The 23,724-nt window shown below is 73.5% G+C and carries 25 protein-coding genes and 5 pseudogenes; 17 read left to right on the top strand and 13 right to left on the bottom strand.

All coding sequences use genetic code 11. From position 1 onward, the window contains the following. The first annotated feature begins 281 nt into the window (after positions 1–281). The 5 genes and pseudogenes from ACIP5W_RS13665 to ACIP5W_RS13685 all read left to right on the top strand — a co-directional run. On the top strand, positions 282–1,565 hold the full coding sequence (locus ACIP5W_RS13665; protein ID WP_401471486.1) for an MFS transporter: 1,284 nt from the start codon (positions 282–284) through the stop codon (positions 1,563–1,565). A gap of 125 nt (positions 1,566–1,690) precedes the next feature. Next, a complete protein-coding gene (locus ACIP5W_RS13670; protein WP_401471488.1) occupies positions 1,691–2,167 on the top strand; it encodes a hemerythrin domain-containing protein in 477 nt (158 codons plus the stop codon). 119 nt (positions 2,168–2,286) lie between these two features. After that, positions 2,287–4,197, top strand: a pseudogene (locus ACIP5W_RS13675) (molybdopterin dinucleotide binding domain-containing protein); the annotation flags it as partial. A gap of 1 nt (position 4,198) precedes the next feature. Next, positions 4,199–4,609 (top strand): annotated as a pseudogene (gene narY / locus ACIP5W_RS13680) (nitrate reductase subunit beta); the annotation flags it as partial. Beyond that, positions 4,599–4,850: pseudogene (locus ACIP5W_RS13685) on the top strand (respiratory nitrate reductase subunit gamma); the annotation flags it as partial. The pseudogenes narY and ACIP5W_RS13685, both read left to right, overlap by 11 nt. A 59-nt stretch (positions 4,851–4,909) precedes the next feature. On the opposite strand, the pseudogene ACIP5W_RS13690 reads toward ACIP5W_RS13685, so the two are convergent. From ACIP5W_RS13690 to ACIP5W_RS13715, 6 genes and pseudogenes are all read right to left on the bottom strand, one after another. Beyond that, a pseudogene (locus ACIP5W_RS13690) lies at positions 4,910–5,395 on the bottom strand (GAF domain-containing protein); the annotation flags it as partial. 250 nt (positions 5,396–5,645) lie between these two features. Next, a complete protein-coding gene (locus tag ACIP5W_RS13695; RefSeq protein WP_401471491.1) occupies positions 5,646–5,948 on the bottom strand; it encodes a hypothetical protein in 303 nt (100 codons plus the stop codon). Between the two features lie 60 nt (positions 5,949–6,008). After that, positions 6,009–7,181 carry a PP2C family protein-serine/threonine phosphatase gene (locus ACIP5W_RS13700; protein WP_401471494.1) on the bottom strand — a complete coding sequence of 391 codons (1,173 nt, stop codon included), beginning with the start codon at positions 7,179–7,181 and terminating at the stop codon, positions 6,009–6,011. Positions 7,182–7,435: 254 nt separating this feature from the next. Then, positions 7,436–7,834, bottom strand: a complete 399-nt coding sequence (locus ACIP5W_RS13705) for a gas vesicle structural protein GvpA (protein WP_401471497.1) — start codon at positions 7,832–7,834, stop codon at positions 7,436–7,438. A 206-nt stretch (positions 7,835–8,040) separates the two neighbouring features. Continuing rightward, a complete protein-coding gene (locus tag ACIP5W_RS13710) occupies positions 8,041–9,024 on the bottom strand; it encodes a zinc-dependent alcohol dehydrogenase family protein (protein ID WP_401471500.1) in 984 nt (327 codons plus the stop codon). Positions 9,025–9,141: 117 nt separating this feature from the next. Further along, positions 9,142–9,714 (bottom strand): TetR/AcrR family transcriptional regulator, encoded by a 573-nt coding sequence (locus ACIP5W_RS13715; protein WP_401471503.1) that lies wholly within the window; start codon positions 9,712–9,714, stop codon positions 9,142–9,144. Positions 9,715–9,916: 202 nt separating this feature from the next. Here ACIP5W_RS13715 and ACIP5W_RS13720 point away from each other — a divergent pair, with 202 nt between their 5' ends. The 3 genes from ACIP5W_RS13720 to ACIP5W_RS13730 all read left to right on the top strand — a co-directional run bounded on the left by ACIP5W_RS13720 (position 9,917) and on the right by ACIP5W_RS13730 (position 12,677). Then, positions 9,917–10,615, top strand: coding sequence for an alpha/beta fold hydrolase (locus tag ACIP5W_RS13720; protein WP_401471506.1), 699 nt, complete (start codon positions 9,917–9,919; stop codon positions 10,613–10,615). Between the two features lie 83 nt (positions 10,616–10,698). Continuing rightward, a complete protein-coding gene (locus ACIP5W_RS13725) occupies positions 10,699–11,937 on the top strand; it encodes an acyl-CoA dehydrogenase family protein (protein ID WP_401471509.1) in 1,239 nt (412 codons plus the stop codon). Positions 11,938–12,035: 98 nt separating this feature from the next. After that, positions 12,036–12,677 carry a TetR/AcrR family transcriptional regulator gene (locus ACIP5W_RS13730; RefSeq protein ID WP_401471512.1) on the top strand — a complete coding sequence of 214 codons (642 nt, stop codon included), beginning with the start codon at positions 12,036–12,038 and terminating at the stop codon, positions 12,675–12,677. Between the two features lie 116 nt (positions 12,678–12,793). Here ACIP5W_RS13730 and ACIP5W_RS13735 read toward each other — a convergent pair whose 3' ends face one another. The 4 genes from ACIP5W_RS13735 to ACIP5W_RS13750 all read right to left on the bottom strand — a co-directional run bounded on the left by ACIP5W_RS13735 (position 12,794) and on the right by ACIP5W_RS13750 (position 14,929). Next, on the bottom strand, positions 12,794–12,922 hold the full coding sequence (locus tag ACIP5W_RS13735; RefSeq protein WP_401471515.1) for a hypothetical protein: 129 nt from the start codon (positions 12,920–12,922) through the stop codon (positions 12,794–12,796). 70 nt (positions 12,923–12,992) lie between these two features. Then, the gene (locus ACIP5W_RS13740) at positions 12,993–13,295 is read right to left on the bottom strand and encodes a hypothetical protein (protein ID WP_401471518.1); all 303 of its coding nucleotides are present in this window, start codon (positions 13,293–13,295) and stop codon (positions 12,993–12,995) included. Between the two features lie 157 nt (positions 13,296–13,452). After that, positions 13,453–14,280, bottom strand: a complete 828-nt coding sequence (locus tag ACIP5W_RS13745) for a helix-turn-helix transcriptional regulator (protein WP_401471521.1) — start codon at positions 14,278–14,280, stop codon at positions 13,453–13,455. 160 nt (positions 14,281–14,440) lie between these two features. Beyond that, positions 14,441–14,929 (bottom strand): nuclear transport factor 2 family protein, encoded by a 489-nt coding sequence (locus ACIP5W_RS13750; protein ID WP_401471523.1) that lies wholly within the window; start codon positions 14,927–14,929, stop codon positions 14,441–14,443. Positions 14,930–15,181: 252 nt separating this feature from the next. On the opposite strand from ACIP5W_RS13750, the gene ACIP5W_RS13755 reads away from it, so the two are divergent. Beyond that, positions 15,182–15,940, top strand: a complete 759-nt coding sequence (locus ACIP5W_RS13755; RefSeq protein ID WP_401471526.1) for an SDR family oxidoreductase — start codon at positions 15,182–15,184, stop codon at positions 15,938–15,940. Positions 15,941–16,058: 118 nt separating this feature from the next. Here the strand turns inward: ACIP5W_RS13755 and ACIP5W_RS13760 are convergent, their stop codons facing one another. Further along, positions 16,059–16,472: a DUF302 domain-containing protein gene (locus tag ACIP5W_RS13760; RefSeq protein ID WP_401471529.1), complete on the bottom strand. Its 414-nt coding sequence runs from the start codon at positions 16,470–16,472 to the stop codon at positions 16,059–16,061. 291 nt (positions 16,473–16,763) lie between these two features. On the opposite strand from ACIP5W_RS13760, the pseudogene ACIP5W_RS13765 reads away from it, so the two are divergent. The 3 genes and pseudogenes from ACIP5W_RS13765 to ACIP5W_RS13775 all read left to right on the top strand — a co-directional run. Further along, positions 16,764–17,009, top strand: a pseudogene (locus tag ACIP5W_RS13765) (rhodanese-like domain-containing protein); the annotation flags it as partial. 70 nt (positions 17,010–17,079) lie between these two features. Further along, positions 17,080–17,466 carry a rhodanese-like domain-containing protein gene (locus tag ACIP5W_RS13770; protein ID WP_401471532.1) on the top strand — a complete coding sequence of 129 codons (387 nt, stop codon included), beginning with the start codon at positions 17,080–17,082 and terminating at the stop codon, positions 17,464–17,466. Continuing rightward, the gene (locus ACIP5W_RS13775) at positions 17,463–18,209 is read left to right on the top strand and encodes a sulfite exporter TauE/SafE family protein (protein WP_401471535.1); all 747 of its coding nucleotides are present in this window, start codon (positions 17,463–17,465) and stop codon (positions 18,207–18,209) included. Before ACIP5W_RS13770 ends, ACIP5W_RS13775 begins: the two co-directional genes overlap by 4 nt. Positions 18,210–18,225: 16 nt before the next feature. Here ACIP5W_RS13775 and ACIP5W_RS13780 read toward each other — a convergent pair whose 3' ends face one another. Continuing rightward, entirely contained in the window at positions 18,226–18,513 is a 288-nt protein-coding gene (locus ACIP5W_RS13780) for a metal-sensitive transcriptional regulator (RefSeq protein ID WP_401471538.1), read from the bottom strand. Between the two features lie 104 nt (positions 18,514–18,617). Here ACIP5W_RS13780 and ACIP5W_RS13785 point away from each other — a divergent pair, with 104 nt between their 5' ends. The 3 genes from ACIP5W_RS13785 (at position 18,618) to ACIP5W_RS13795 (ending at position 21,359) form a co-directional block, all read left to right on the top strand. Continuing rightward, a complete protein-coding gene (locus ACIP5W_RS13785) occupies positions 18,618–19,205 on the top strand; it encodes a rhodanese-like domain-containing protein (protein ID WP_401471541.1) in 588 nt (195 codons plus the stop codon). Between the two features lie 411 nt (positions 19,206–19,616). After that, a complete protein-coding gene (locus tag ACIP5W_RS13790; RefSeq protein WP_401471544.1) occupies positions 19,617–20,525 on the top strand; it encodes a pyridoxamine 5'-phosphate oxidase family protein in 909 nt (302 codons plus the stop codon). 159 nt (positions 20,526–20,684) lie between these two features. Further along, positions 20,685–21,359 carry an OsmC family protein gene (locus tag ACIP5W_RS13795; RefSeq protein WP_401471547.1) on the top strand — a complete coding sequence of 225 codons (675 nt, stop codon included), beginning with the start codon at positions 20,685–20,687 and terminating at the stop codon, positions 21,357–21,359. A gap of 48 nt (positions 21,360–21,407) precedes the next feature. Here ACIP5W_RS13795 and ACIP5W_RS13800 read toward each other — a convergent pair whose 3' ends face one another. Further along, positions 21,408–21,857 (bottom strand): universal stress protein, encoded by a 450-nt coding sequence (locus tag ACIP5W_RS13800; RefSeq protein ID WP_401471550.1) that lies wholly within the window; start codon positions 21,855–21,857, stop codon positions 21,408–21,410. A 385-nt stretch (positions 21,858–22,242) separates the two neighbouring features. Between ACIP5W_RS13800 and ACIP5W_RS13805 the strand changes: the two genes are divergently transcribed. Both ACIP5W_RS13805 and ACIP5W_RS13810 read left to right on the top strand, forming a co-directional pair. Continuing rightward, on the top strand, positions 22,243–22,920 hold the full coding sequence (locus ACIP5W_RS13805; protein WP_401471553.1) for a CBS domain-containing protein: 678 nt from the start codon (positions 22,243–22,245) through the stop codon (positions 22,918–22,920). A gap of 147 nt (positions 22,921–23,067) precedes the next feature. Beyond that, positions 23,068–23,481, top strand: coding sequence for an Hsp20/alpha crystallin family protein (locus ACIP5W_RS13810; RefSeq protein WP_401471556.1), 414 nt, complete (start codon positions 23,068–23,070; stop codon positions 23,479–23,481). Positions 23,482–23,724 lie beyond the last annotated feature (243 nt).

Consider the following 23,724-nt stretch of genomic DNA (forward strand, 5'->3'; position numbering starts at 1 on the left):
GTAGGGCCGACCGGCCCTTTCCCCGCACCGTCCGGACCGCCGCCCCGGCCGTCGTCGCAGGGGAGCCGTGGGGGCGAGCCGGCGGGAGGGAGCCGTTCGAGGACGGCCGGGCCCAGCAGGTGAGGGCCGTCCGTCCTTCGGCGGGGACCCTTGGCCCATGCCTGCGGCGCGTCCCGGCGCGGACAGTGGTGGCGGGATTCCGTTTCCCGGGCAAGAGGCCTGCGGGGCGCGTGCGATTCCCGGTGCGAAGCACCACCTTGGAGAGGGAAGGGACGGACAACATGGTCCAGCCGTCGAAGTCGAAGAGCGGCAGCTCGGCGTCCAAGGCGCCGGTGCCCCGCCGGGCGTGGCTGATGCTGGCTCTGTCCACCGTGGGTTTCGCGGTGAACTTCTGGGCCTGGGCGCTGCTCAGCCCCCTCGGCCCGCGGTTCAAGGACAGCCTCGGCCTGTCGTCCTTCGAGCAGTCGCTGCTGGTGGCGGTCCCGGTCGTGGTCGGATCGCTGGGCCGTATCCCGGTCGGCGCCCTGACCGACCGGTTCGGCGGACGGGTCATGTTCCCGATCGTGTCGGCGGCCACCATCGTGCCCGTGCTCTACCTCGGCCTGGCCGGTCACTCCTCCCTCGCGGCCCTCCTGATCGGCGGGTTCTTCCTCGGCATCGGCGGCACCGCCTTCGCCGTCGGCGTGCCGCTCGTCAACGCCTGGTTCCCGCCCGAGCGCCGGGGCCTCGCCGTCGGCGTCTTCGGCGCCGGCATGGGCGGCACCGCCATCAGCGCCCTGACCACGGTGAAGCTGGTCGACGCGAACAGCATGTCCACCCCGTTCCTGATCACCGCCGCGGTGCTGGCCGTGTACGCGGCGGCCGCCGCACTGCTGCTGCGTGACGCGCCCGGCCGCACCGTGCCGACCGAGCCGCTGGTGCGCAGGCTGGCCGCCACCGCCCGGCTGCCCATCACCTGGCAGGCGTCGGCGCTGTACGCGGTCGGGTTCGGCGGGTACGTCGCCTTCTCCGTCTACCTGCCCACCTACCTCAAGACCGGCTACGGGCTCACCCAGGCCGACGCCGCGAACCGGATGGCCGGGTTCGTGCTGCTGGCGGTGGCGATGCGTCCGGTCGGCGGCTGGCTGTCGGACCGCACGGGCCCGGTCCGGGTCCTGGCCGGCTCGCTGGCCGTGGTGGTGGCCGGCGCGGTGACCCAGTCCTTCACCCCGGCACTGGCACCCGTCGGCACCGTCGCCTTCCTGGCCATGGGCGCCGCGCTCGGCGCGGCCAGCGGCGCCACCTTCGCCCTGGTGGCCCTCCTCACCCCGGCCGGCCAGGTCGGCTCCGTCACCGGCGTGGTCGGCGCCGCGGGCGGCCTGGGCGGATTCCTGCCGCCGCTGGTGATGGGCTCGCTGTACGGCGCGTACGGCACCTACGCGGCCGGTCTCGCCCTGCTCGCCGTCGTGGCCGCCGCGGCGCTGGCCTACACCCTCACCGGGGTCCGCGCGGCCGCGGACGGCGACGAGCGGAAGCGGAGCACCGGCCGCCGCCGCGAACACCGCCCCGCGGGCACCACCGCCTGAGGACCGGCGGACCGGAAGCGACGGTCCGACGACCGATGGCCCGACGACCGACGGGCCCAGGACTGCCGGGCCGAAGAACCGGTGGGCCGAGGAACCGGTGGGCCGAGGAACTACGGAGAAGACCGATGTGCGAGTACTGCGGCTGCCAGGCCCTGGAGACCATCGACGAACTGACCCAGGAGCACGAGGAGGTCCTGCGACTGATCAGTCACCTCCGCCCGGCCCACCGGAGCGGCGAGACGACCCGGATGGCACAGACCGCCCGCGAGATCGCGCGGGTCCTCGGCCCGCACACCCGGGTCGAGGAGGAGGGCCTGTTCCCGGCGCTGGCCGGGGAGTTCCCCGGCCAGATCGCAGCCCTGGAGGCCGAGCACCGCCGTATCGAGTCGGTTCTGGCCGAGGCCGCCGACGGTGCGACCCCCTCGGATCCGGACTGGCCGGACCGGCTGATGGACGCGACGGCCGTGCTGCGCGACCACATCCTCAAGGAACAGGACGGCGTCTTCCCGGCCGCGCTCGCCAACCTCGGCACCGAGGAATGGGAGGCGGTCGAGGCCGCCCGGACCAGGGCGGGCAGCACACTGTCCCGGCCGGCCGGCTGACAGGCCCCGCCCGCCGGCCCCGGCGCGGCGGCACCACCGACCGCCCCGCACCACCGACCGCCCCGCACCACCGACCGCCCCGCACCACCGACCGCCCCGTGCCCCGCTCGGGACGAGCCTGGAACCGGCCGGCCCGGCTGATGATCCAGACCGCGTACTGGTACCTGCACAGCGACCAGTTCCGCTACGACCCGTTCTCCGCCGACACCCTCGCGGCGGCCGGTGCGGGGGCCCCGTTCGCCGGGAGGACCACGGCCGACGTCATCGCCCAGTCCGCGCGGATGGGCTGGATGCCGTCCTACCCCACCTTCGACCGCAACCCGCTGGACCTCGCCGACGAGGCGGCCGCCGCGGACCGCCCGGCCGCCGAGCACGTCGTGGACGAACTCACCGCGGGGCGGCTGCGGTTCGCGGGCGAGGACCCGGACGCCCCCGAGAACTTCCCGCGGGTGCTGACCGTGTGGCGGGCCAACCTGCTGGGCTCCTCGGCCAAGGGCAACGAGTACTTCCTCAAGCACCTCCTCGGCACCGACGCGTCGGTGCGGGCCACCGAGGCGCCGCCTCAGGCCCGCCCGCGGGACGTGGTGTGGCGGGAGGAGGCCCCCACCGGCAAGCTCGACCTGCTGCTCACCCTGGACTTCCGCATGACCAGCACGACCGTCTTCTCCGACATCGTCCTGCCCGCCGCCACCTGGTACGAGAAGCACGACCTGTCCAGCACGGACATGCACCCCTTCGTCCACGCCTTCAACCCGGCGATCGCCCCGCCCTGGCAGACCCGCACCGACTGGGACGCCTTCCACACGCTGGCCAGGGAGTTCAGCCGTCAGGCCACCGGCCGCCTCGGCGTCCGCACGGACGTCGTCGCCGCGCCCCTGCTGCACGACACCCCGGACGAGATGGCCAACCCGCGCGGCAGGGTGCTCGACTGGAAGGCGGGCGAGTGCGAACCGGTCCCCGGCCGCACCATGCCGAAGCTGGTGACCGTGGAGCGCGACTACACCGCCGTCGCCGACAAGATGGCCGCCCTCGGCCCCCTCCTGGACACCCTGGGCGCCACCACCAAGGGCGTCACCTTCAAGGTCGACCGCGAACTGGATTACCTGCGCCACAAGAACGGCACCGTGCGCGGCGGAGCCGCCGGCGGGCGGCCCTCGATCGCCCGCGACACGGACGCCTGCGAGGCGATCCTCGCCCTGTCCGGCACCACCAACGGCCGTCTGGCCACCCAGGGCTTCCACACCCTCGAAGCCCGCACCGGCACCCCACTCGCCGACCTGGCGGCCGAGCACGAGGGCAAGCGGATCACCTTCGCCGACACCCAGGCCGCGCCGGTCCCCGTCATCACCTCACCCGAGTGGTCCGGCTCGGAGACCGGCGGGCGCCGCTACTCCCCGTTCACCGTCAACGTCGAGCGCCTCAAACCCTGGCACACCCTCACCGGCCGCCAGCACTTCTTCCTCGACCACGACTGGATGACCGCGCTCGGTGAGCAACTCCCGGTCTACCGGCCCCCGTTGAACATGGACGTGCTGTTCGGCGAGCCGCGCCTCGGGAGCGTCGGGGAACTGGGGGTGACGGTGCGCTACCTGACCCCGCACAACAAGTGGTCCATCCACTCCGAGTACCAGGACAACCTGTTCATGCTCTCCCTCTCCCGGGGCGGCCCGACGATCTGGATGAGCAAGGAGGACGCGGCGAAGATCGGCGTGCACGACAACGACTGGGTCGAGGCCGTCAACCGCAACGGCGTGGTCGCCGCCCGCGCGGTCGTCTCGCACCGCATGCCCGAGGGCACCGTCTACATGCACCACGCGCAGGACCGCCTCATCGACGTACCCCGCACCGAGACCACCGGCCGGCGCGGCGGGATCCACAACTCCCTCACCCGCCTGCTGATCAAGCCGACCCACCTCATCGGCGGCTACGCCCAGCTCTCCTACGCCTTCAACTACCTCGGCCCCACCGGCAACCAGCGCGACGAGGTCACCGTCGTCCGCCGCCGCACCGACCAGGAAGTCGAGTACTGAGATGCCCCGTGGCGAAGCCACCGTCGGACGAGTGATGGCCCAGATGGCGATGGTGATGAACCTCGACAAGTGCATCGGCTGCCACACCTGCTCCGTCACCTGCAAACAGGCGTGGACCAACCGCACCGGCGTCGAGTACGTGTGGTTCAACAACGTCGAGACCCGCCCCGGCCAGGGCTGTCCACGCCGGTACGAGGACCAGGAGCACTGGAAGGGCGGCTGGGAACTCAACAAGAAGGGCCGGCTGGCACTGAAGGCGGGCGGCCGGTTCAAGAAGCTGATCCAGATCTTCTCCAACCCGGTGCTGCCGTCCCTCGACGACTACTACGAGCCCTGGACGTACGACTACGAGACGCTGACCAACGCCCCGCTGCAGGAGCACACCCCGGTCGCCCGCCCCAAGTCCCTGGTTCCGGTCGGTCTTCTTCCTCCAGCCCGACCCGGACCTGATGGCCGACACCCCGGTCCTGTTCCGGCTGCACGCCCTCAGCGCGCTCCTGCTCTTCGCGTTCTGGCCCTTCACCCGACTCGTCCACATGCTCACCGCGCCGCTGGGCTACCTGACCAGGCCCTACATCGTCTACCGCAGCCGCGACGAGAGCCGCCTCGGCGCCCGGACCCCGCGCCGCGGCTGGGAACGCACGGGATCGTGAGCGACGGATCGTCCCCAGCCTCCGGCACCGGCTCACGACGGTTCCGGTGCGGGCAGGGGCACCGCCTCGTCCTCTTCGTCGAATTCCGCGCCACCCCGTTTGTCGGTGAGGTACGGGTTCCCGAAGACCTTCTCGCGCACCCGGACCGGCGCCCCCAGGAACGTGGTCATTGTCGGATGCCCCTCCGGGAAGCCCGCCGCTTCGGGATGGCTGCCCGGATCGGCCAGGCGCAGCGGCTGCGGGTTGCTGATCAGCAGCCCCGGGATGCCCCGGCCCTCGGGGTAGGGGCCGATCGCGCCGGCGGTCTCCTCGTCCATGCCGACCGTGACGAACTGCCTGATCCGGCCCTCGTCACCCAGTACCCCCAGCGCTCCGTACCGGGCATCCACCAGGGTCACGGCCGACTCGGTGATCCGCCGCAGCACCACGTCGAGATCCAGGTCGGAGCCGATGGCGAGGACCGCGTCCAGCAGCGTGGACACCCGGTCCCCGGCGGCGCGCACCTGCGCGACCTGTGCCTGGAGCCCTTCCAGCAGCTCGTCCAGCCTGAGGCGGGGCGCCGTCGGCCTGCGCTCCCGCGCCGGAGTCTTCGCCGTTCCCGCTCCCTCCCGGAAGGCGCCGGCGGCACCTTCCGCATGATGCCGGAGCGGCCCTTCCCGCACGCGAACGCACGTGCTGCGCACGGTCGTCCCGGCACTCAGGATCCTACGACCCGGTGCCCCCGGGAACCGAAGCGCTCCCCACCCGGCACCCGGACCGCCGAAGGCGCGCACCGGCACGGTGGCCTCCCGGCGATCAGAGCCCCGTGCCGTCGGGCGGCCCGGCCGGGGGCGACGGCAACTCGGCGTCCGCTGCCTCTCGGCCGGCCGATGCGTCAGTGCGTCCACGCCTCCACGCCTCCGGGCCGCCACCGCGCCACTCGACCATCTCCGACTGCCGCACCCAGGCGTCGTCGACGTCGTCCAGGCCGGCGAGACGCAGGAAATCGACGACGTCCAGCAGCCCGTACGCCAGCCCGACGAAACGTTCATTGACGCGGACACGTCGGCCGCCGTCCTCGGCGGGCGGGTAGATAACGATGGGCTGTGTGCCGTTCATACGGCCAGCCTGCCGTCGAAACGAGAGGGACGCGCGGTGGGATGCGCCGGCCGCGCTGCCTCAGGCGGTGCCCATCCGGCCGCGCCAGTCCAGGCACATGACGCTGGCGTCGTCCTGAGGGCGGCCGTGGCAGGCGTCCTTCACCGCCTCCGTCAGCGCCTGCACCGTCTGTCTGGGATGCAGACGGCGGGTCCGGCGAAACAGCGCGGGCAGGTCGACCGCCGCCGCCTCCCGGTCCTGCATGCCGTCGGTGAGCAGGACGAGCCGGTCACCGGGACGCAGGTCGAGCTTCTGCACGCGGTAGGGGATGGGCGAGGGGACGCCGAAGGGCAGGTTGATGGCGAGGGGGATCTCCTCCACGACGCCGTCACGCAGGCGCAGGGGCCAGGGATGGCCGGCGTTGACCAGCTCCACGCGCTCCTGCACGAGGTCGACGCAGAGCAGTTGCCCGGTCGCCATGGCGCCGCGTCCGTGGGACAGCAGCGCCTGGTGGGCCTGACGTGCCTGGCCGTCGACGCTGCACCCCGCGCGCCGGGCACCGCGCAGGGCGCCGAGCAGCAGGGTGGCCAGCAGGGCGGAGTCCACGTCGTGGCCCATGGCGTCGGTCAGCGACAGGTGCAGGGTGTCGCGGTCCAGGCTGTAGTCGTAGGTGTCTCCACCGATGTCGTCCGCGGGGACGAGCGCGCAGGCCACGGTGAACTGCGGTGCTTCGCAGCAGGAGGCGGAGGGCAGCAGCTGGTGCTGGATCTCCGCGGCGAGCGTCAGGGGCTTGGTGCGCTGACCCCACTGGTAGGCGTCCGTGAAGCGGCGGTCGGTGACGATGATGTACGCGAGGGCGTGGGCCGCCTCCGCCACGTGCCGCAGCACGTCCCCGTCGATGTGGGGGAGTGTCATCTCGAGGACACCGATGCAGTCGCCGCGGTTGGTGACCGGCGCGATGACCCGGTGCCGGCCCTCGGCGTCCCGCTGCCGGTGAAGTCGCTGCTCGTGGAGGACCAGTTCGTAGACGCTGCCCTGCACGGGGATGCGCACGGGGCTGGTTCCACCGGCTTCGGCGTCGTCGGCAGCGGTGAGCCGCACCAGTTCCTGGCCGACGAAGTCCAGGAACAGGAAGGAGACGGAGACGGCCCCGAAGCGCTTCTGCACGTTGCGTGCGACGACGTCGACGGAATCCATCGGCGCGGCGTCCTCGGCAGCCGCCAGGACTTCTCCCAACGCGAACTCATCGGCCATGACAACCTCCTGACGGGTCGCCCCTACGTCTTTCCGCAACCGGTCGAGACATCCCTGGCCGATCCCGGGCGTCGCCCGCATGGGTGATCCACCGGCGGTGGGCGCGGCCCTTTGAACCCGGCGTGCGGACATGGCCGTGCCCCCGGACCGGGGGCACGGCCGGGGGCACGGACGCGGGGGTGGTGCGAGGTGAACCGGTCGCCGCGCCGGGACGGCACGCGACGACGGCGGGGGTCCGGTCATGCGGTCGTCGCTCAGTCCGCACTCCTGCGCGCGCCGGACCGTCCCTCCTGGCTCCGGCTCTGGCCGCGGCCCTGCTGGAAGGCATCGGCGACCGTCTCCGCGGCGCCGGACAGCACGCCCTTGGTCTTGCCCTTGGCGCCGGACTCCATCATCTTTCCGGGCAGCTCCGTGAGGCCCGCCGGCTTGCGCGGCCCGGCCTCGAGATCGAGACGGTTGCACGCCTCGGCGAACCGCAGGTACGTGTCGACGCTTGCCACCACGATCCGAATGTCGATCTTGAGTATCTCGATGCCCACGAGGGAGACCCGCACGAAGGCGTCGATCACCAGCCCGCGGTCGAGAATGAGTTCCAGCACGTCGTAGAGCCCGCTGGAACCTCCGCCGCCACCCTGCCGCGCCGCTACCGTCATCACCCAACCCCCTGTCGGACCCGTGTGTACCGCCCCGGGCCGTGCGCCGACCGTCGGAAGTGACGCGGGTGCGGACGACAGCGGCGAGGCGGAATCGTAGGGGTACGGGTTGCCGCTGCCGACGGTGGGCAAACGCGTGTGACGACGCGACGGTCAGGCCGGCCGGGTAGGGGCGGGCGCGGACGAGGGGGTGCCGACGAGGGGCGTCAGCCGACGTCGACCACGATCTTGCCGTGGGCGGTGCCGGTCTCCACGGCCTCGTGGGCGTCCGCGACGGTGGCGAGGGTGAAGTGCCGGGGATCGAGCAGGGGCTTGAGAGCCCCCGCGTCGGCGAGGGCGGCCGCCTCGCGCATGATCTCTCCGTGGTGCTCCCGGCCGCGGCCGGTGAGCAGGGGCAGCAGCGTGAAGACACCGGAATAGGTGGCCCCGCGGAAGGAGAGCGGGGCGATGCTGTGCGTGCCCCAGCCCAGGGCGCTCAGGACGTGGCCGGTGTAGGTGCGGACCGCGGTGAAGGACGCGTCGAGCACGGGACCGCCCACGGTGTCGAAGACGACGTCGAAGCCCTCGCCGCCCGTGTGCCGTGCGACGTACTCGTCCACGGTGGTCGTGGTGCGGTCGATCGGGGTCGCCCCCAGGTTCTCGACGACGTCCGTGCGCGAGGGCGAGACGGTGGCGAAGACCTCGGCGCCGCGGGCACGGGCGATCTGGACGGCCACATGACCGATGCCACCGGCCCCGCCGTGGATCAGGACCTTCTGTCCCGCGTGGACCCGCGCCCGGTCCACCAGGCCCTCCCAGGCCGTGATGACGACCAGGGGCAGGGCCGCGGCCTCGCGCATGGTCAGCGAGGCCGGCTTGCGGGCCAGCAGGCGGGCGTCGACGGCCGCGTACTCGGCCAGCGAGCCCTGCAGGTCACCGACACCGCCGGTCATGCCGTAGACCTCGTCGCCGGGTGCGAAGCCGGTGACGCCCGCGCCGGTCTCCTCGACCACGCCGGCGAGGTCGAGGCCGAGGACGGCCGGCAGCGTACGCCTGGCATGGGCGGCCTTGCCGGCCCGGATCTTGGTGTCCAGCGGATTGACGCCGCTGGCCCTGATCTTGACCAGCACCTGACCCGGGCCGGCGGCGGGCTTCTCGATCTCCCTCAGGACCAGCGGAGTGCCGAACTCTTCCAGAACCACTGCGCGCATGGTGTGCGCCTCTTTCCTGTCGTGTCGAACGGGTCTTCCCGGCCGCTGCCGGCCGTGGCGGGGCGAGGACCGGGTCCTCGCAGGCCGCCGCTCCTCCTCCGGGCATGTCGCCAGTGATCAGGTGTGGTCGGCGACGAGGCGGCGGGCGGCACCCTTCGCCTCGTCCACGACGGTGCGGTCCTGGAGCAGGCGCCCGGAGGCCAGGGCGCCGTCGATCAGGAGTCCGAGGTGCCGGGCGAGCGCCTCGGGCGCACCGGCGCCGGCCCGCTCGCTCAACTCCGTGAGCCACGCCTGGCGGCGTCGCGTGTGCTGCACGGTGACGGCCCGGGCCTCGGAGTCCAGGTCCGCCTCGACCGCCGCGCTGACGAACGGGCATCCGAAGAACCCGTGCCGGTCGAAGGCGTCCGTGAGCGCGTCGAACAGTCCGACGAGCTGGTCGCCGGGATCGTCGCCGGCGCGTGCGGCGGCGCCCTGGAGCTGCGCCATCCAGGAGTCGTCGGTCCTGCGCAGGTACGCCGCGACGAGCTGTTCCTTGGTGCGGAAGTGCACGTACAGCGTCGATTTCGCGACTCCCGACGCCGCGATGACCTGATCCATCCCCACGCCGCGGAGCCCGTGCGCGTAGAACAGCTCGGCCGCGGCGCTGAGGATCTTCTCCTCCGACTTGGTCTTCCTGACCTGGGTCACCATGACCACACCTCCTTAATCAAACAGACTAGTACGTTCGATTAAGCTCGGCAAGCGCCGGACGGAACGCACGGGACGTGCTGTTGGACGCGCTGTCGGACGGCACGTCGGACACGGTGTTGGACACAGTGTCCGATCTTTCGTAGTCTTCCGCAACAGCCCGCAAGGGCTCCTTGACCGTCGAATCGTGAGAGTGGGATTTCCCGTGATCTCTGGTGGAGTGGACCGTCCGACCCTGTTGCTGGTGCACGGGGCGTGGCACGGCTCCTGGTGCTGGGACGCGCTGAGAGCGGAGCTCGGCGCCGGGGGCTGGACGACCAGGGTGGTCGACCTGCCCAGTGCCGGGCAGGAGGCCGGCGTGCAGGACGACGCACGGGCGGTGCTCGCGGAGCTGGAGCGCATCGGCGGACCGGCGGTCGTGGTGGCCCACTCCTACGGAGGCATACCCGTCACCCAGGCCGTCGCCGAGGCCGGCGATGTGGCACACGTCGTCTACCTGGCGGCGTACCAGCTCGACGTGGGCGAAAGCCTGCTGGGACACCACGGCGCGCCCGTCCCGCCGGAGCCGCACGGTTTCCAGGCGGTACCCGACAACCCGGTCCCGGTGTTCTACGGGGACGTGCCCGGGGCGGAGGCCGACCGGGCCGCCCGGCGGCTGGTGCCGCAGAGCACGAAGTCCTTCGTCGAGCCGCTGACCCGGGCGGGATGGCACACGGTCCCGTCGACGTACGTCGTCTGCGAGCACGACCGGGCCCTGCCGCCGGAGAACCAGGAGACGCTGGCCGCCAGGTCCGGCGCCGTCCACCGCCTCGCCTGCCACCACTCGCCGTTCCTGTCGATGCCCGGGGAACTCGCCGCCCTCCTCGCGGAGATCGCGCACGGATCCGTCGGCCCCGCCGCGTGAACCGGCCGTACCCCGCAGCCCCGCAAGGATTTCGGGAAGGGGCCGCGTGGCCCGCCCGGACAGCCCCGCAGAAGGAGAACGAGATGACCGGCACCACGACCACCGTCACCACCGGCACCGGCCGTGCCCACGAGGCGGGCGTACGGTCCGAGGAGGACGTCAGGGCCGAACTCGTCGCCCGTGCCACGGCTCTGCGGCCGCTGCTCCGTGACCAGGCGGCGCGCGGCGAGTCCCGCCGCGCCGTCCCGGAGCCGGTCGTCGAGGCCCTGGCCGAGGCCGGAGTCTTCCGCCTGCTGACCCCCAGACGGTACGGCGGCCACGAGAGCGACCTGCGTACGCTGACCGAGGTGTCGGAGACCCTGGGGGCGGGGGACGGCTCGGCCGCCTGGGTCGGAATGATCATTTCGGTGACCAACTGGCTCGCCTGCCTGTTCCCGGACAGGGCCCAGGAGGAGGTGTTCGGCGCCGATCCCGACGCCCGGGTGACCGGAGTGGCCGCGCCGACCGGCATGGGGGAGCGGGTCCCGGGCGGCTGGCGGGTGAGCGGCCGCTGGTCCTACAACTCCGGCGCTCCCTACGCCACCTGGGCGGCGGTCGGCGCGCTGCTGAAGGACGAGGACGGCGCCGTCGCCGACCAGGCGCTGGTCCTGATACCCGCCCGCGACCTCACCGTCGAGGACACCTGGCACGCGGCGGGCATGAGGGCGACGGCGAGCAACACCCTGATCGGCCAGGACGTGTTCGTGCCGGAACACCGGGTGCTGTCGGTCCCCGCGGCCGCGGAGGGCGCCTACCCGCGCTCGCACCGGGGCGAGGACCTGTACGGGTCGGCATTCGGTCCGATGCTGCTGCTGTGCCTGGTCGGGCCCCTGCTCGGACTCGGGAGGGCGGCTCTGGACCTGGTGGTGGAGGCGGCCGGCACCAAGCCCCTGTCGTTCACCGTCCACGCCAGGCAGGCGGACTCGGTGGGCGTCCAGACGCAGGTCGCCGACGCGGCACTGCGCCTGGAGACGGCCCGGCTGCACACCTACGGCGCGGTCGCCGAGGTCGACCGGGCCGCCGGGGCCGGCGTGCTGGACCACGCGGCGCGCACGCACATCAGAGCCCGCGCCGGGTACGCGGCGCAGCAGGTCGTCGAGGCGATCGGCATCCTGCTGAACGCGCACGGCTCGTCCGCGTTCGCCGACACCCACCCCCTGCAGCGGATCTGGCGGGACGCCAACGCCGCGGCCCGCCACGCCGGCCTGGTCCCGGCCGTCGGCCTGGAGGTCTACGGGAAGTCCCTGCTGGGAATCGGTGACCGGGTGAGCCTCATGGTCTGACCGCGGCGGTGCGGACGCCTGCGGACCCGTGCGGCCGGCACGGATCCTCCACCGGGCCCTGCGGGCCGGTCGTCCGGGCGGCTCCCTAGGATGACGGCATGGCCTCCACCACTCGACGACCCTCCGCCGCAGCCGACCGACGGTCCGCGCTCGAGAAGCGGATCCTGTCCGTGATCGAGGAACTCCTCGGCGGTGGTGTGAGCTACACCGAGCTGAGCGTGGAGCAGATCGCCCAGCCCGCGGGAATCTCACGCTCCACCTTCTACCTGTACTTCCGCGACAAGGTGGATGTGCTGCTGCGGCTGAGCGGTTCCCTCAAGACGGAGAGCTTCGCGATCGCGCAGGCCTGGCGGCCCACGGGCCCCGACGGCGGCGTCGAGGGGCTGGCCCGCACCTACGAGCTGATCCTGCGGCACTACCGCCGGCACGCGGTCCTGCTGTCGGCGATCAACGAAGTGGCCGCCTACGACCCGGTGGTCCGCGGGGCCTGGACTGCCGACCAGAACCGGTTCACCGACCACCTCGTGTCGGTGCTGCGGGAGGAGCAGCGGGCCGGCCGCACACCGGCGGACATCGACCCCCGACTCGCCGCGGGGATGATCGTCCAGGGGGGCAGCCAGGTCATCGCCCAGCAGGTGGCGAACAGTGACGGCGGGGACGACGCACGCGTCGCCCGCGAGCTGGCGCACACCTTCTGGTACGGCGTGTACCGGCGCCCCGCCGCCCCGGACGCCGGCTGACGACACCACCCACGGCGCCCCGTCCCCGTCCCCGTCGGCCGCCGTCGCCCGGAGGGCCGCGGTCCCTGTCCGGCGGACGCCACCGGACAGGGACCCGCGCCGCGAAGCGGGCCCGCTCACGCAGCGAGAGGGTGCCGTGCCGCCGCCCGCGACGCGGGGAGTTCCGCGCCGGGGAGCACCGCGTGCACGGCCCGTGTCAGAGACCGTGCGGTGTGGGCGTTGACGAGTTCTTCGGCGAGGGACATGTCCGGCTCTTCCAGGGGCTCAGGGCTGCTCGGGCGGGGTGACTCGGCCGTCGGAACGGCTCGGGGCGCGTCACTCGACGTGCTGGAGCACGGTGGTGAACTGCCAGTCGACGGTGCGGTGATCGATGGCGCCGTGCACCGGGGAGCCGCCCATCTCGCCGGTGATGCCGGCCGCCCCGGAGCGGGCGTGCTCGATGCTGTCGTAGGCGACGAGGTCGAGGATCGTGCCGTCGTCGCGCACGACGATGCGGCGCCACCGGAAGCCGGGCCGGCGCCTGAGGTACTCGTTGATGTCCGCGTTCGCCGCGACGAAGTCCTCCGGTGTGAGGCCGGGGGCGGGGCGCAGGGTGGTCACTTCCAGGATTTCGGCCATGACGGCATGCTCTTTCGCAGAGGGGGCTGATCCGGTCCGCCCGGTGGTCCGCGGGCGCCGGGTCCAGCGTGCGGTGCGGGCCGGAGCGCGGGAAGGCAGTGTCTTCCCGGGTGTACGGCACCCAGGAAGCGAGGGCGGTCCGCGCAGACGGTGGGGGTCAGGCCGGCTCTGCCATCGGGGCCAGACAGGCCAGGGCCTCCTCGCTGCGGCTTCCGGGCTCCGGGGTGCCGACCAGCAGCAGCTGTCCCGGAGCGTCGACCACGTCGAACGTCTGGTAGGTCAGCTCGATGCGTCCTGCCCGGGGGTGCACGAACACCTTGAAGGCCCGGGCGAGGCCGCCGACCTCGTGGTCGTCCCACAGGGCGCGGAACTCCGTCGACGCCGAGCCCAGTTCGGCGACGAGGCTGGTGATGCCCGCGTCGTTCGGGAACCGTCCCGCGTTCAGCCGCAGGGCGTGGACGGTGCTGCGCCGCAACATCTCCCGGTCCGTGAACACCGTCTTGGCCGCGGGGTGCGTGAACAGGATGCGCGGCATGTTCCGCTCGTCCCCGAACGGTGACAGCAGCGCGTCGGCGACCGGGTTGACCGCGAGCACGTCGAAGGCCGGGCCGAGTACGTAGGCCGCGGCTCGGGGAAAGGCGTCCAGCAGACGCAGGAGATCCGGGTGCACCTCGTCCCTCGGGCTGTCCGGGCCGAGCCGGGGGTTCAGCCCCGCCAGCCGGTACAGATGCTCGCGCGCGTCGGGCGCGAGGCGCAGCGCGCGCCCGACGGCACCGACCACCTGCGCCGAGGGGTTGCGCTCGCGCCCCTGTTCCAGACGGGCGTAGTAGTCCGCGCTGACCCCGGCGAGCACGGCCACCTCCTCGCGTCGAAGACCGCGGACGCGTCGTCCCGAGATCCCGCCGGCGAGTCCGGCGTCGGCCGGGTCCACCCGTGCGCGGCTCGCGCGGAGGAACACGCCGAGTTCGTTGTCCCGTGCCGTCATGACACCGATGCTAGCGGTGCCCGCCCCCGCCGCCCTGGGACGGCCGGGGACCATGAGGCGGGTGATCATGACCTGCCCTTCCGTCCGTGCGTCGCGGCGGTGGTTCCTCCCCGGAGTGGGACCACCGCCGGCGACACCGCCCGTGCCGGGCCCGTCCCTGTCAGACCCCCGGGACGACGTACGGCATGTCCAGTCGGATGCGGTGGCCCACGATCTTCCACTCGCCGTCGATCCGCAGCAGATCGGTGTCGTAGTAACCGGATTCGATCGGCTGCACGGTGCCCTGCGCGCCGAAGGCACCGGCCGGCCAGCCGGTCTCGGGACGCGAGGCGGCCTGAACGCGGAAGACGACGAACTGGGCGTTCAGGTGGGCACGGTCGCCGTCGACCTCGATGAGATGGCCGGCGGTCATGTGGTGGCTGGAGCCGCCCACGGGATGCGGGGCCATGTAGTTGTCGACCGCGTAGGCCACGGCCGCTCCGCCGATCAGAGGCGGCGCCACCACCTCGTAGCTGTCGGGGCCGGTCCTGGAGAAGCTCTGCACCACCGCGTCCTCCGTGAACAAGGCGCCCTGCGCCTTGCCGTCCCGCCGGTCCGTGGCCCGCACATAACGGGCCAGTATCTCCTGGATCTCGCGCTCGTCGCTCATGACGGCTTCCCTTCCTGTCCGCATCGCACCGCGGTCCCGACTGCGTCGCGGCGGCTCCCCCGGAGTGGACCTTTGCCGGGGTCGGCCGCCGTCACCGACCGGCACCCCCAGCATCCGGCACCGCCCCGCGTCCAACCAGGCAGTGTGAGCCCGGGTGCCCGGCACCCAGGCTCACGCTGCCTTCCGGCCCCCGGCACCGCGCGGTGCACTTCAGGCGGCGGCGGCCGCCGCCTGAACACCGAAGGAGCACCCATGACCACGTCCGCAGATTCGACGACCACGCCGGCACCCGCGAAGACCGTCCTCGTCACCGGCGCCAGCAGCGGCATCGGGGAGGCCACCGCCCGCCGGCTGGCCGGGCTGGGACACCGGGTGCTCCTCGGCGCCCGCCGCACCGGGCGGCTCGCCTCACTGGCCGGGGAACTACGGGCCGGCGGAGCGACCGTCGCCCACCGCGAGCTGGACGTGACCAGCCTCGACTCCGTGCGGGCGTTCGCCGCCGCCGGCCTCGAGGAGTACGGCCGCATCGACGTGCTGATCAACAACGCCGGGGTGATGCCGCTGTCCCCCCTCGCCGACCTGCGGATCGACGAGTGGGAGCAGATGATCGACGTCAATCTGCGCGGCGTGCTGCACGGCATCGCCGCGGTACTGCCTCAGATGCGGCGGCAGGGCGGCGGACACATCGTGAACGTGTCCTCCGTCTCCGGGCACCGGGTGGATCCGACCGCCGCGGTCTACAGCGCCACCAAGTTCGCCGTGGCGGCGCTGTCCGAGGGTCTGAGGCAGGAGAGCCGGGACATCCGCGTCACCGTCGTCAGCCCCGGTTTCACGCAGAGCGAGCTGACCGACCGCGGTGGCTCGGCGCAAGCACAGGCCGCCGCACGGGCCGCGGCCGCGCAGCTGGCGATTCCCGCCTCGGCCATCGCCGACGCCATCGCCTTCGCCGTGGACCAGCCGGCGAACGTGGACGTCAACGAGCTGATCGTGCGGCCCACGGCACAGGGCTGATCCCGCCCGCCCGCCCGCGCGCCGCGTCACCGTCCCGGGTGCGGCCTCACCACCTGCGCGCCGGGACCGGGGACCCCGGCCCGGCCGTCCGTCCCCGGCGACGGGCCGGTGTCCGCCGTCAGCTCTTGAGGTCCGTCGCGGTGAGGTCGGCGAGGGCGGCGTCGAGGCGCCGCCCGGCCTCCTCGGCGACCGGTCGGAGGGCGTCGCTGCCGGTCAGGGTCACCATGGTGTCCGGGTCGAGAGCCTGTACGGCGGTGCGGTCGCCGTCGCGGCGGACGACGACGTTGCAGGGCAGGAGCAGGCCGATGGTGCGGTCGACGTCCAGGGCCCGGTGGGCGAGGGGCGGGTTGCAGGCGCCGAGGATGACGTAGTCCTCCATGTCCTCTGCGGCGCGGCCGAGTTTGGTCTTGAGGGTGGCGGTGACGTCGATCTCGGTGAGGATGCCGAAACCCTGGGCGGCCAGGGCGTCGCGGGTGCGGGCGACGGCGGTGGCGAAGTCGGTGTCGAGGTGGACGGTGCGGTCGTAGCGCATGACGATGACCCTTCCGGTGTCTCGCGCGGCAGCGGACGGGTGTCCGGTGCGGGCGAGCGGTCTGTGAGGTGTTTCCCGGGGCTCTCCCTGCCCTCCAAAATACCCCCCGGGGTACTCGTGCTACCTTCGTATGTATACCCCCCGGGGTAATTTTCCACTGGAAGGGAGTACCGCGTGTTCTTCGTCGACACGATCGAGGTGCAGGGGCTCGGCAACCGGAGCCACCTCGCCGGCGGTGAGCGGACGGCGGTGGCCGTCGACCCGCCGCGCGACATCGACCGGGTGATCGCGGCGGCCGTACGGCGTGGCTCGGAGCGGGCGGGCGGGTACATCGAGGGCTCGGTCCACATTCCGGTCCACACCCTGCACCGCCGCCTGGCGGAGGTCCCCGACGGTGAGGTGTGGGTGCACTGCGCGGGCGGCGCGCGGGCCGCCATCGCCGCCTCCCCGCTGGACGCCGCCGGCCGGGACGTCGTCGCCGTGGACGACTCCTTCGACGCCGCCGCGGCGGCAGGACCGGCCATCCGGAACCCCTGAGGGCGCCGGGCGCCGCGCCGGCCCCCGCCGACCGTCCGTACCGACACGGGAAACAGGAGCGAGAAACCACATGAGCATCTTCCGACGGGACCAGGGGGATCCGGGCCGGGTGACCGCGCGGGAAGCGGCCGCGCGCACCGGCCACGGCGCCGCCGACGGCGCGGGTGACGCCGTGCTGCTGGACGTGCGCGAGCCGTACGAGTGGCAGTCGGGGCACGCCCCCCGCGCCCTGCACCTGTCGCTGTCCGCGCTGGCCGCCGGGGTGGCGCTGCCCGCGCACGCGCAGGCGCGGCCCCTGATCGTGATCTGCCGCTCCGGCAGCCGCTCCCGGCAGGCCGCCGAACTGCTGGCGGCCCGCGGCGCGGTGGCCGTGGACGTGATCGGCGGGATGCGTTCCTGGGTGGAAGAGGGGCTGCCGGTGGTGGACACGAACGGCAAGAACGGCACCGTCGCGTGAGCGCGGTCGTCCTCGCCCTCGCCGCCGGCGCCGTGATCGGTGTGGCGCTGGGCGCGCTCGGGGGCGGCGGGAGTGTGCTCGCCGTCCCCGCCCTGATCTACCTGCTCGGCTTCAGCCCGGTCGGTGCCACGACCGCCAGCCTGGTCATCGTCACCCTGACCTCGGCCACCGCGCTGCTCGCGCACGCCCGCGACGGTCATGTGCGCTGGCGTACGGGGCTGCTGTTCGCGGCGGCCGGGATCGGCCCGGCGATGCTGGGCGGCGCACTCGCCGCCCAGGTGCCGGCCGCCGTACTGACGGGGGCCTTCGCCCTCGTCGCGGCGGTGGCCGCCCTGCGCATGATGCGGTCCGCGCCGGCCGCGGCGGACGCTGTGCCGGTCCGGCAGGCGCGCGCCGCGGGGACCGGTGCCGGGCTCGGCGCGGTCACCGGCGTCCTCGGCGTCGGCGGCGGCTTCCTCGCCGTGCCGGCACTGGTGGGCGTGGTCGGGATGCGGATGCGCAACGCGGTGGGCACCAGCCTGCTGGTCATCACCGTCAACTCCGTGGCGGCGCTGGCGACGCGTGCGGGTACCGTCCAGCAGCTGGACTGGGCGGTCGTCGGCCCGTTCGTCGGCGCCGCGATCCTCGGCGCGTGGGACGCGAAGCGGCTGGCCGCGAAGGTCACCGGCGACACGCTTCAGCGGATCTTCGCCGGGGTGCTGCTGGCCGTGGCGGCCTTCATGCTGATCGACGCGCTGCTGTGACGGCCGCCGCGGCGGCTCAGGCCAGCGACAGGAACAGTTTCTCCAGCCGGGTGCGTATCGCCTGCGGGTCCTCTCCGTCCTCGCGCCCCGAGTCGATGTCCCTCACGCACTGCTGCAGGCCGGTCGCGATGATCGCGAACCCGGCCCGGTCGAGGGCGCGGGAGGCCGCGGAGAGCTGTGTGACGACGTCCTCGCAGCCGCGTCCCTCCTCGATCATCCGGATCACGCCGGATATCTGACCCTGCGCACGGCGCAGCCGGTTCAGCACGGCCGCCAGGTCCGCGCCCGCAAGCTCCAGTTCCACGACCACTCCTCGGTCCACGCCCGCTCGATCAATACCCCTAGGGGTATTGTACGTCCCGGTTCGTGCCCATACCGATCAGTACCGACCCTCAAGGACCCCCTGCCATGACCGGCTCCTCCGCCCCCTCCGCCCTCCGCGCCGACGAGGCCCGCACCCGGCTGCACGAGTTCACCGTCATCGACGTGCGCACGCCCGCCGAGTACGCCTCCGGCCACCTGCCCGGCGCGGTGAACATCCCCCTCGACCACATCCGCCGCGCGCTGCCGGAGATCCGGCACGCCGCCGAGCGCGGCGACGTCCTCGTGGTGTGCGCCTCCGGCGCCCGCTCCGGGAACGCCTGCAAGCTCCTGGCCGAGCAGGGCATCGACGCCGCCACCCTGGTCGGCGGCACCGGCGCCTGGGCCGCCGAGGGGCACGACCTGCAGACACCGGCCGCATGCGACACGCGGGCGGGCTGGAGCATGGAACGCCAGGTCCGTTTCACCGCCGGCAGCCTGGTCCTGCTCGGTCTCCTCCTCGGCCTGCTCGTGCACCCGGCCCTCCTGCTCATCTCCGCCGGCATCGCGGGTGGCCTGGTCTTCTCCGCCCTGACGAACACCTGCGGCATGGCGGCCATGCTCGGCAAGCTGCCCCACAACCGCCCGCGCGCGGCCGACCTGGACGCGGCGCTCGCCGCTCTGCGCAGCCGCTGAGCCCCACGCCGCCCGCCGACGGTCCGGGAGGGGTGCACAAGCTCCCCGCGGATCCCGGGCCGACGCGTCGGCCCACCCATGCCGACCCGGGGGCGTCCGAGCGGCGTGCACCGGTCCGTCCCGGCTCCCAGCGTCGCCGGGGGCCGAGCCGGGGTCAGGGCCGAACGGGTCGCGGACGGACGGCGGCCGCGGTCGGTCGCCCGCCCCCCACCGCGCCCCGGCCGCCTGGTGCCGGTCGGCGTCCCACGGGACCCGGCGGCGGCCGCCGCCGGGTCCCGGACTCCTCGGCCCGGCCCGTGGGTCCCGTCGCAACGGGCCGACGGGACCGCTGCGACGGGACCGTCGGCCCTGTGGTGCGGTCGGCGCCGCGGAGCGATGCTGGAAGGGGATCCGCAGCGAGAGGGCACGGTCATGCACGCACACGTTGGGGACCGGCTGATCGTCGAGAGCCCGGCCACGGGCGTCGTCCGGCGCGACGGGGAGATCGTCGGCCTCCACCACCAGGACGGAACCCCGCCGTACGACGTGCGGTGGTCGGACACGGGCGACATCACGCTCGTCTTTCCCGGGCCGGACGCCCACATCCATCACCCCGGCCACGACGAGGCGGCGCCCGGCGCACCTGCGTCCGCGAACGCGGACGCGGAGACCGGGGGCGGTGAGACGGCCGTCGCCGGCCCCGGCGACGTGGGCCGCCGGGTGGCGGAGGCGCGCCGGCGGCAAGGCCTCGGCCTGACGGAGACCGCCGACCGCGCCCGTATCTCACCGGCCTACCTGGACTACCTGGAGACGCACCCGGCCGACCCGAGCCTCGGGACCCTCATGCGTCTGGCCGACGCGCTGGGGACCACGCTCCTCGAACTCCAGGGCGGCGGCCAGGAGCGGCCTCCCGGACAGGGGCAGGCGCTCTACCACCCCCGCCTGCGGGACCTGGACGAAGAGGAGTGCCGGGCCCTGCTGTCGACGCACGGCATCGGGCGCATCTCGCTGACCACGCAGCACGGCCCTGCCGTGTTCCCCGTCAACTACGAGGTGGTCGACGGGGCGATCGCCTTCCGTACGGCGCCCGACGCCGTCCCCGCCGCCGCCGTCGGCCACGAGGTGGCCTTCGAGGCCGACCACATCGACGAGGCCATGAGCCAGGGCTGGAGTGTCCTGGTGGTGGGGCCGGCGCGGGCCGTCACCGACCCCGCCGCGGTACGCCGGCTCGACGAGCGGGCACACAGCGACCCCTGGGCCGGAGGACGGCGCACGCTGTGGGTGGTCATCACCGTCGAACGGCTGACCGGCCGCCGCATCACGCCCGCCGACGACGCCTGAACGCCCGCGGCGGCAGGCGGCCCGGAGCCGCCCCGGTGACTTCGGGACTTCCGGGCCCCCGCGGGGACCGTTCCACCCCGGACAGCTCCGCGCGCGGGCGGTGCACCGGAAAGCGCAGTGCCCGGCCGCCGCGGCGGCACCGGCCGACAGGGAGCCGAGATGAAGATGCAAACGCGCTGTGGCCGCACCATCAACGTCACCCGCTTCGCGCCACAGGGACTGCCGGCCCCGATGGGCCGCGTCGTCCTGGACACCTCCTTCGAGTCCCACGACGAAGGCGGTGAACTGTGGGCGTCGCTCACGGCCGAGGAGGCCCGGCGGCTCGCCGGACTGCTGTTGTTCCAGGCCGCCGCGGTGGACCCCGAACCCGGCGGCCGGCCCGGAGTGGCCGAGGTGGTGCCCATCGCCGGCGACGCGTACGAGGTCCGGGTGCGCGGACACGTCCTGACGGTCGACCAACCGCTGTCCGACGGGGGAAAGGACACCGCCCCCACCCCGGTGGAACTCTTCGTGGCCGCCGTCGCCTCCTGCGCGGCGCACTACGCGGGTCGCTTCCTCGACCGCCACGGCGCCGACCGGGACGGCCTGTCCGTCCGCGCGGAGTTCCGCATGGCGGACGACCGGCCGCCCCGGGTGGCCGGGATCTCCCTCACCGTCCTCGCCCCGGGCCTGGCGCCGCACCGGCTGGCCGCGTTGCGCGCGGTGGTCTCGCACTGCACGGTGACGAACACGCTGGCCCAGGCCCCCGAGGTGCAGCTCGAGGTCCGCTGCGCCACCGGCGACGAGGCCGACGGCGATGCCGGGGCGGGCCCGCGTGCGAGTACCCGCCGGTGAACCGGCCCCGTCCCGCCGGGACGGTGCGTCGGGGTTCCCGGCGGGCGTTCAGTGAGCCGTGTCCTCTTCCCGGGGGACGACGACGACCGGGCAGGCCGCGTGCTGGGCGCAGCGCTGGCCCACCGACCCCAGCATCGCCCGGGCGAAGCCGCCCCGGCCCCGGCGGCCGACGACGAGGAGTGCGGCTCCCTCCGAGGCCTGGATCAGGGCCTCGGACGGGTCGCCCTCGACGAGATGCTCCCTCAGCCGCGCCGGACGCTCCCCGGGGAAGACGGAGTGCAACTCCGCCGCGAAGCGCTCCCGTGCCTGCTGCAGGTCGAAGTCGGGATCGATCGCCGGTCCGCTCCAGCCCGCGGAGGACGGCGTGTCCCAGACGTGGATCGCCTCCACGACACCGCCGACGGCCCGTGCGTACCGCTCCGCCCACCGCAGCGCCGCGTACGACGTCGGGGATCCGTCCACACCCACGACCACCCGTGGTACCGGCTCAGATTGCATGGTCACCTCGCTCAGCCGTCGTTCTCCATACGTATGTGCATATCTGCGTATCCGCGTGTCCACGCTGCCGGGCCGCGCGCCACCGCGCCAGCCGGGGAGCCGTTCGGCGGTCCGGCAGCGCGGACGGGACGGCCGGCGGACGGGCGTGCGGCGCCTCACCGGTGCCGGGACGCGTCCGGCCGCGCACGGCGCACACATGCCGGGTCCGGACTGGGCCAGGTGGGCGGCGAACCGGCGGGGCACGCGGTCGTCGCGGCGGTGCGGCCCGCTGGCGGTCAGGGGCGGGCGACCCCTTGAACCGGGCCCTTCGGCCCATGCCCGGGCCCGCCGGACGGCACAGGCTGGAGGTGTCGCGACACGCGGCCCGTACAGGTGGGAGGACACCATGATCGGCTCCGAGTACCGCGTGAGCGATGTCATGACCCGAACGGTCGTCGCACTCGCCGCCGGGGCGACGTTCAAGGACATCGTCAGGACCGTCGAGGTGCAGCGGATCAGTGCCCTGCCCGTTCTCGACACCGGGAACCGGGTGGTCGGCGTCGTGTCCGAGGCCGACCTGCTGCGCAAGGAGGAGTTCCGTGACAGCGTCCCCGACCGGGGACCGCGGGCCCGGCCCCCGGCCGGCCTCGAGAAGGCGCAGGCCGTGACCGCGGCCGACCTGATGACCTCTCCGGCCGTCACCGTCCGCCCCGACGCCACTCTCGCGCAGGCCGCCCGCGCCATGGCCCGGCACGGGGTGAAACGCCTGCCCGTGGTCGACGGCGACGGCGTGCTGAAGGGCATCGTCAGCCGTTCGGATCTGCTCAGGGTGTTTCTCCGCTCCGACCGGGACATCGCCGAGGAGGTGCGGCGCGAGGTGGTCCTCGGCCGGTTCCCGGACCCGATCGAGTCGGTCGGCGTGGAAGTGCACGAGGGTGTCGTCACACTCACCGGCCGCGTCCGGGACCTGTCCGTCGTGCCGCTGGCGGTGCGGCTGGCGCGGTCCGTGGAAGGCGTGGTCGACGTGCGGTGCGCGCTCACCGGGCCCCCGCACCGCCCGGCCCTCGAACCGGACCTCCCGTAGGACGACGGGGCCGACGACGGGGCCGACGACGGTGTCGAGGACGGGAAGACGGGGGACAGGGGCCGGCCGGCTCCCGACCCGGGCCGGTCGGCCCATACGCGTGCGGGGTCGCCTGAGCGACGCTGGAGGAGAGGGAAGGAGCGTGCCATGACCAGCATGCTGGAGCGGCTGCCTGGGTGGCCGGACGTGTTCGGCTGGATGGAGACCGGGCTTCCCGGGGCGCAAGCCGCCCCCGGGCTGCACGGCATCCGTGTCGAGGATCATTTCGGGGACGGCACGTACGTCCTGAGGGCCGAACTTCCCGGCGTGGACCCTGACAAGGACGTCGAGATCACCGTCGACGAGGGTCTGCTGACGCTGCGCGCCGAACGCACGGAGCAGACCACGGAGAAGCACCGCACCGAGTTCCGCTACGGCACCTTCGCCCGTTCCGTCCGGCTTCCCGCCGGGGCGCAGGGCGACGAGGCGACCGCCGACTACAAGGACGGTGTCCTGACCATCACGGTCCCGGTCCCGGAGGAGAAGCCGGGCGCCAGGACCATTCCGGTGCGGCACGCCTGAGCGGCTCGGGAGCCCGCACCGAACCCCCGTGCGCGGCCGGTGCACCACCGACCGCGCACACGCCTCCCCACAGCGGATCAGGACCCGCAAGGGGAGGCGGAACGAGGCCGGTCGGTACTCCGCGGGGGCCTGCCCGGCTCCCGGTCTGCCCGGCCCCGTGCCGGGCCCGCCGGCCCGTGCCTGCTGAACCCGCGGGCGAGCGGGACGGAGACCGCTCGCCGGGCGTGATGCCCGGCCACCGGG

Source organism: Streptomyces sp. NPDC088766 (assembly GCF_044750845.1).
Taxonomy (GTDB): domain Bacteria; phylum Actinomycetota; class Actinomycetes; order Streptomycetales; family Streptomycetaceae; genus Streptomyces.

Coding starts and splice junctions, on each gene's coding strand:
- ACIP5W_RS13715 (WP_401471503.1), bottom strand. CDS start 9,714: ATGGTGACCCAGGTCAGGAAGACCAAGTCGGAGGAGAAGATCCTCAGC.
- ACIP5W_RS13665 (WP_401471486.1), top strand. CDS start 282: ATGGTCCAGCCGTCGAAGTCGAAGAGCGGCAGCTCGGCGTCCAAGGCG.
- ACIP5W_RS13785 (WP_401471541.1), top strand. CDS start 18,618: ATGACCGGCTCCTCCGCCCCCTCCGCCCTCCGCGCCGACGAGGCCCGC.
- ACIP5W_RS13725 (WP_401471509.1), top strand. CDS start 10,699: ATGACCGGCACCACGACCACCGTCACCACCGGCACCGGCCGTGCCCAC.
- ACIP5W_RS13795 (WP_401471547.1), top strand. CDS start 20,685: ATGAAGATGCAAACGCGCTGTGGCCGCACCATCAACGTCACCCGCTTC.
- ACIP5W_RS13755 (WP_401471526.1), top strand. CDS start 15,182: ATGACCACGTCCGCAGATTCGACGACCACGCCGGCACCCGCGAAGACC.
- ACIP5W_RS13730 (WP_401471512.1), top strand. CDS start 12,036: ATGGCCTCCACCACTCGACGACCCTCCGCCGCAGCCGACCGACGGTCC.
- ACIP5W_RS13760 (WP_401471529.1), bottom strand. CDS start 16,472: ATGCGCTACGACCGCACCGTCCACCTCGACACCGACTTCGCCACCGCC.
- ACIP5W_RS13705 (WP_401471497.1), bottom strand. CDS start 7,834: ATGACGGTAGCGGCGCGGCAGGGTGGCGGCGGAGGTTCCAGCGGGCTC.
- ACIP5W_RS13750 (WP_401471523.1), bottom strand. CDS start 14,929: ATGAGCGACGAGCGCGAGATCCAGGAGATACTGGCCCGTTATGTGCGG.
- ACIP5W_RS13740 (WP_401471518.1), bottom strand. CDS start 13,295: ATGGCCGAAATCCTGGAAGTGACCACCCTGCGCCCCGCCCCCGGCCTC.
- ACIP5W_RS13670 (WP_401471488.1), top strand. CDS start 1,691: ATGTGCGAGTACTGCGGCTGCCAGGCCCTGGAGACCATCGACGAACTG.
- ACIP5W_RS13710 (WP_401471500.1), bottom strand. CDS start 9,024: ATGCGCGCAGTGGTTCTGGAAGAGTTCGGCACTCCGCTGGTCCTGAGG.
- ACIP5W_RS13805 (WP_401471553.1), top strand. CDS start 22,243: ATGATCGGCTCCGAGTACCGCGTGAGCGATGTCATGACCCGAACGGTC.
- ACIP5W_RS13700 (WP_401471494.1), bottom strand. CDS start 7,181: ATGGCCGATGAGTTCGCGTTGGGAGAAGTCCTGGCGGCTGCCGAGGAC.
- ACIP5W_RS13745 (WP_401471521.1), bottom strand. CDS start 14,280: ATGACGGCACGGGACAACGAACTCGGCGTGTTCCTCCGCGCGAGCCGC.
- ACIP5W_RS13695 (WP_401471491.1), bottom strand. CDS start 5,948: ATGAACGGCACACAGCCCATCGTTATCTACCCGCCCGCCGAGGACGGC.
- ACIP5W_RS13800 (WP_401471550.1), bottom strand. CDS start 21,857: ATGCAATCTGAGCCGGTACCACGGGTGGTCGTGGGTGTGGACGGATCC.
- ACIP5W_RS13735 (WP_401471515.1), bottom strand. CDS start 12,922: ATGTCCCTCGCCGAAGAACTCGTCAACGCCCACACCGCACGGTCTCTG.
- ACIP5W_RS13790 (WP_401471544.1), top strand. CDS start 19,617: ATGCACGCACACGTTGGGGACCGGCTGATCGTCGAGAGCCCGGCCACG.
- ACIP5W_RS13810 (WP_401471556.1), top strand. CDS start 23,068: ATGACCAGCATGCTGGAGCGGCTGCCTGGGTGGCCGGACGTGTTCGGC.
- ACIP5W_RS13770 (WP_401471532.1), top strand. CDS start 17,080: ATGAGCATCTTCCGACGGGACCAGGGGGATCCGGGCCGGGTGACCGCG.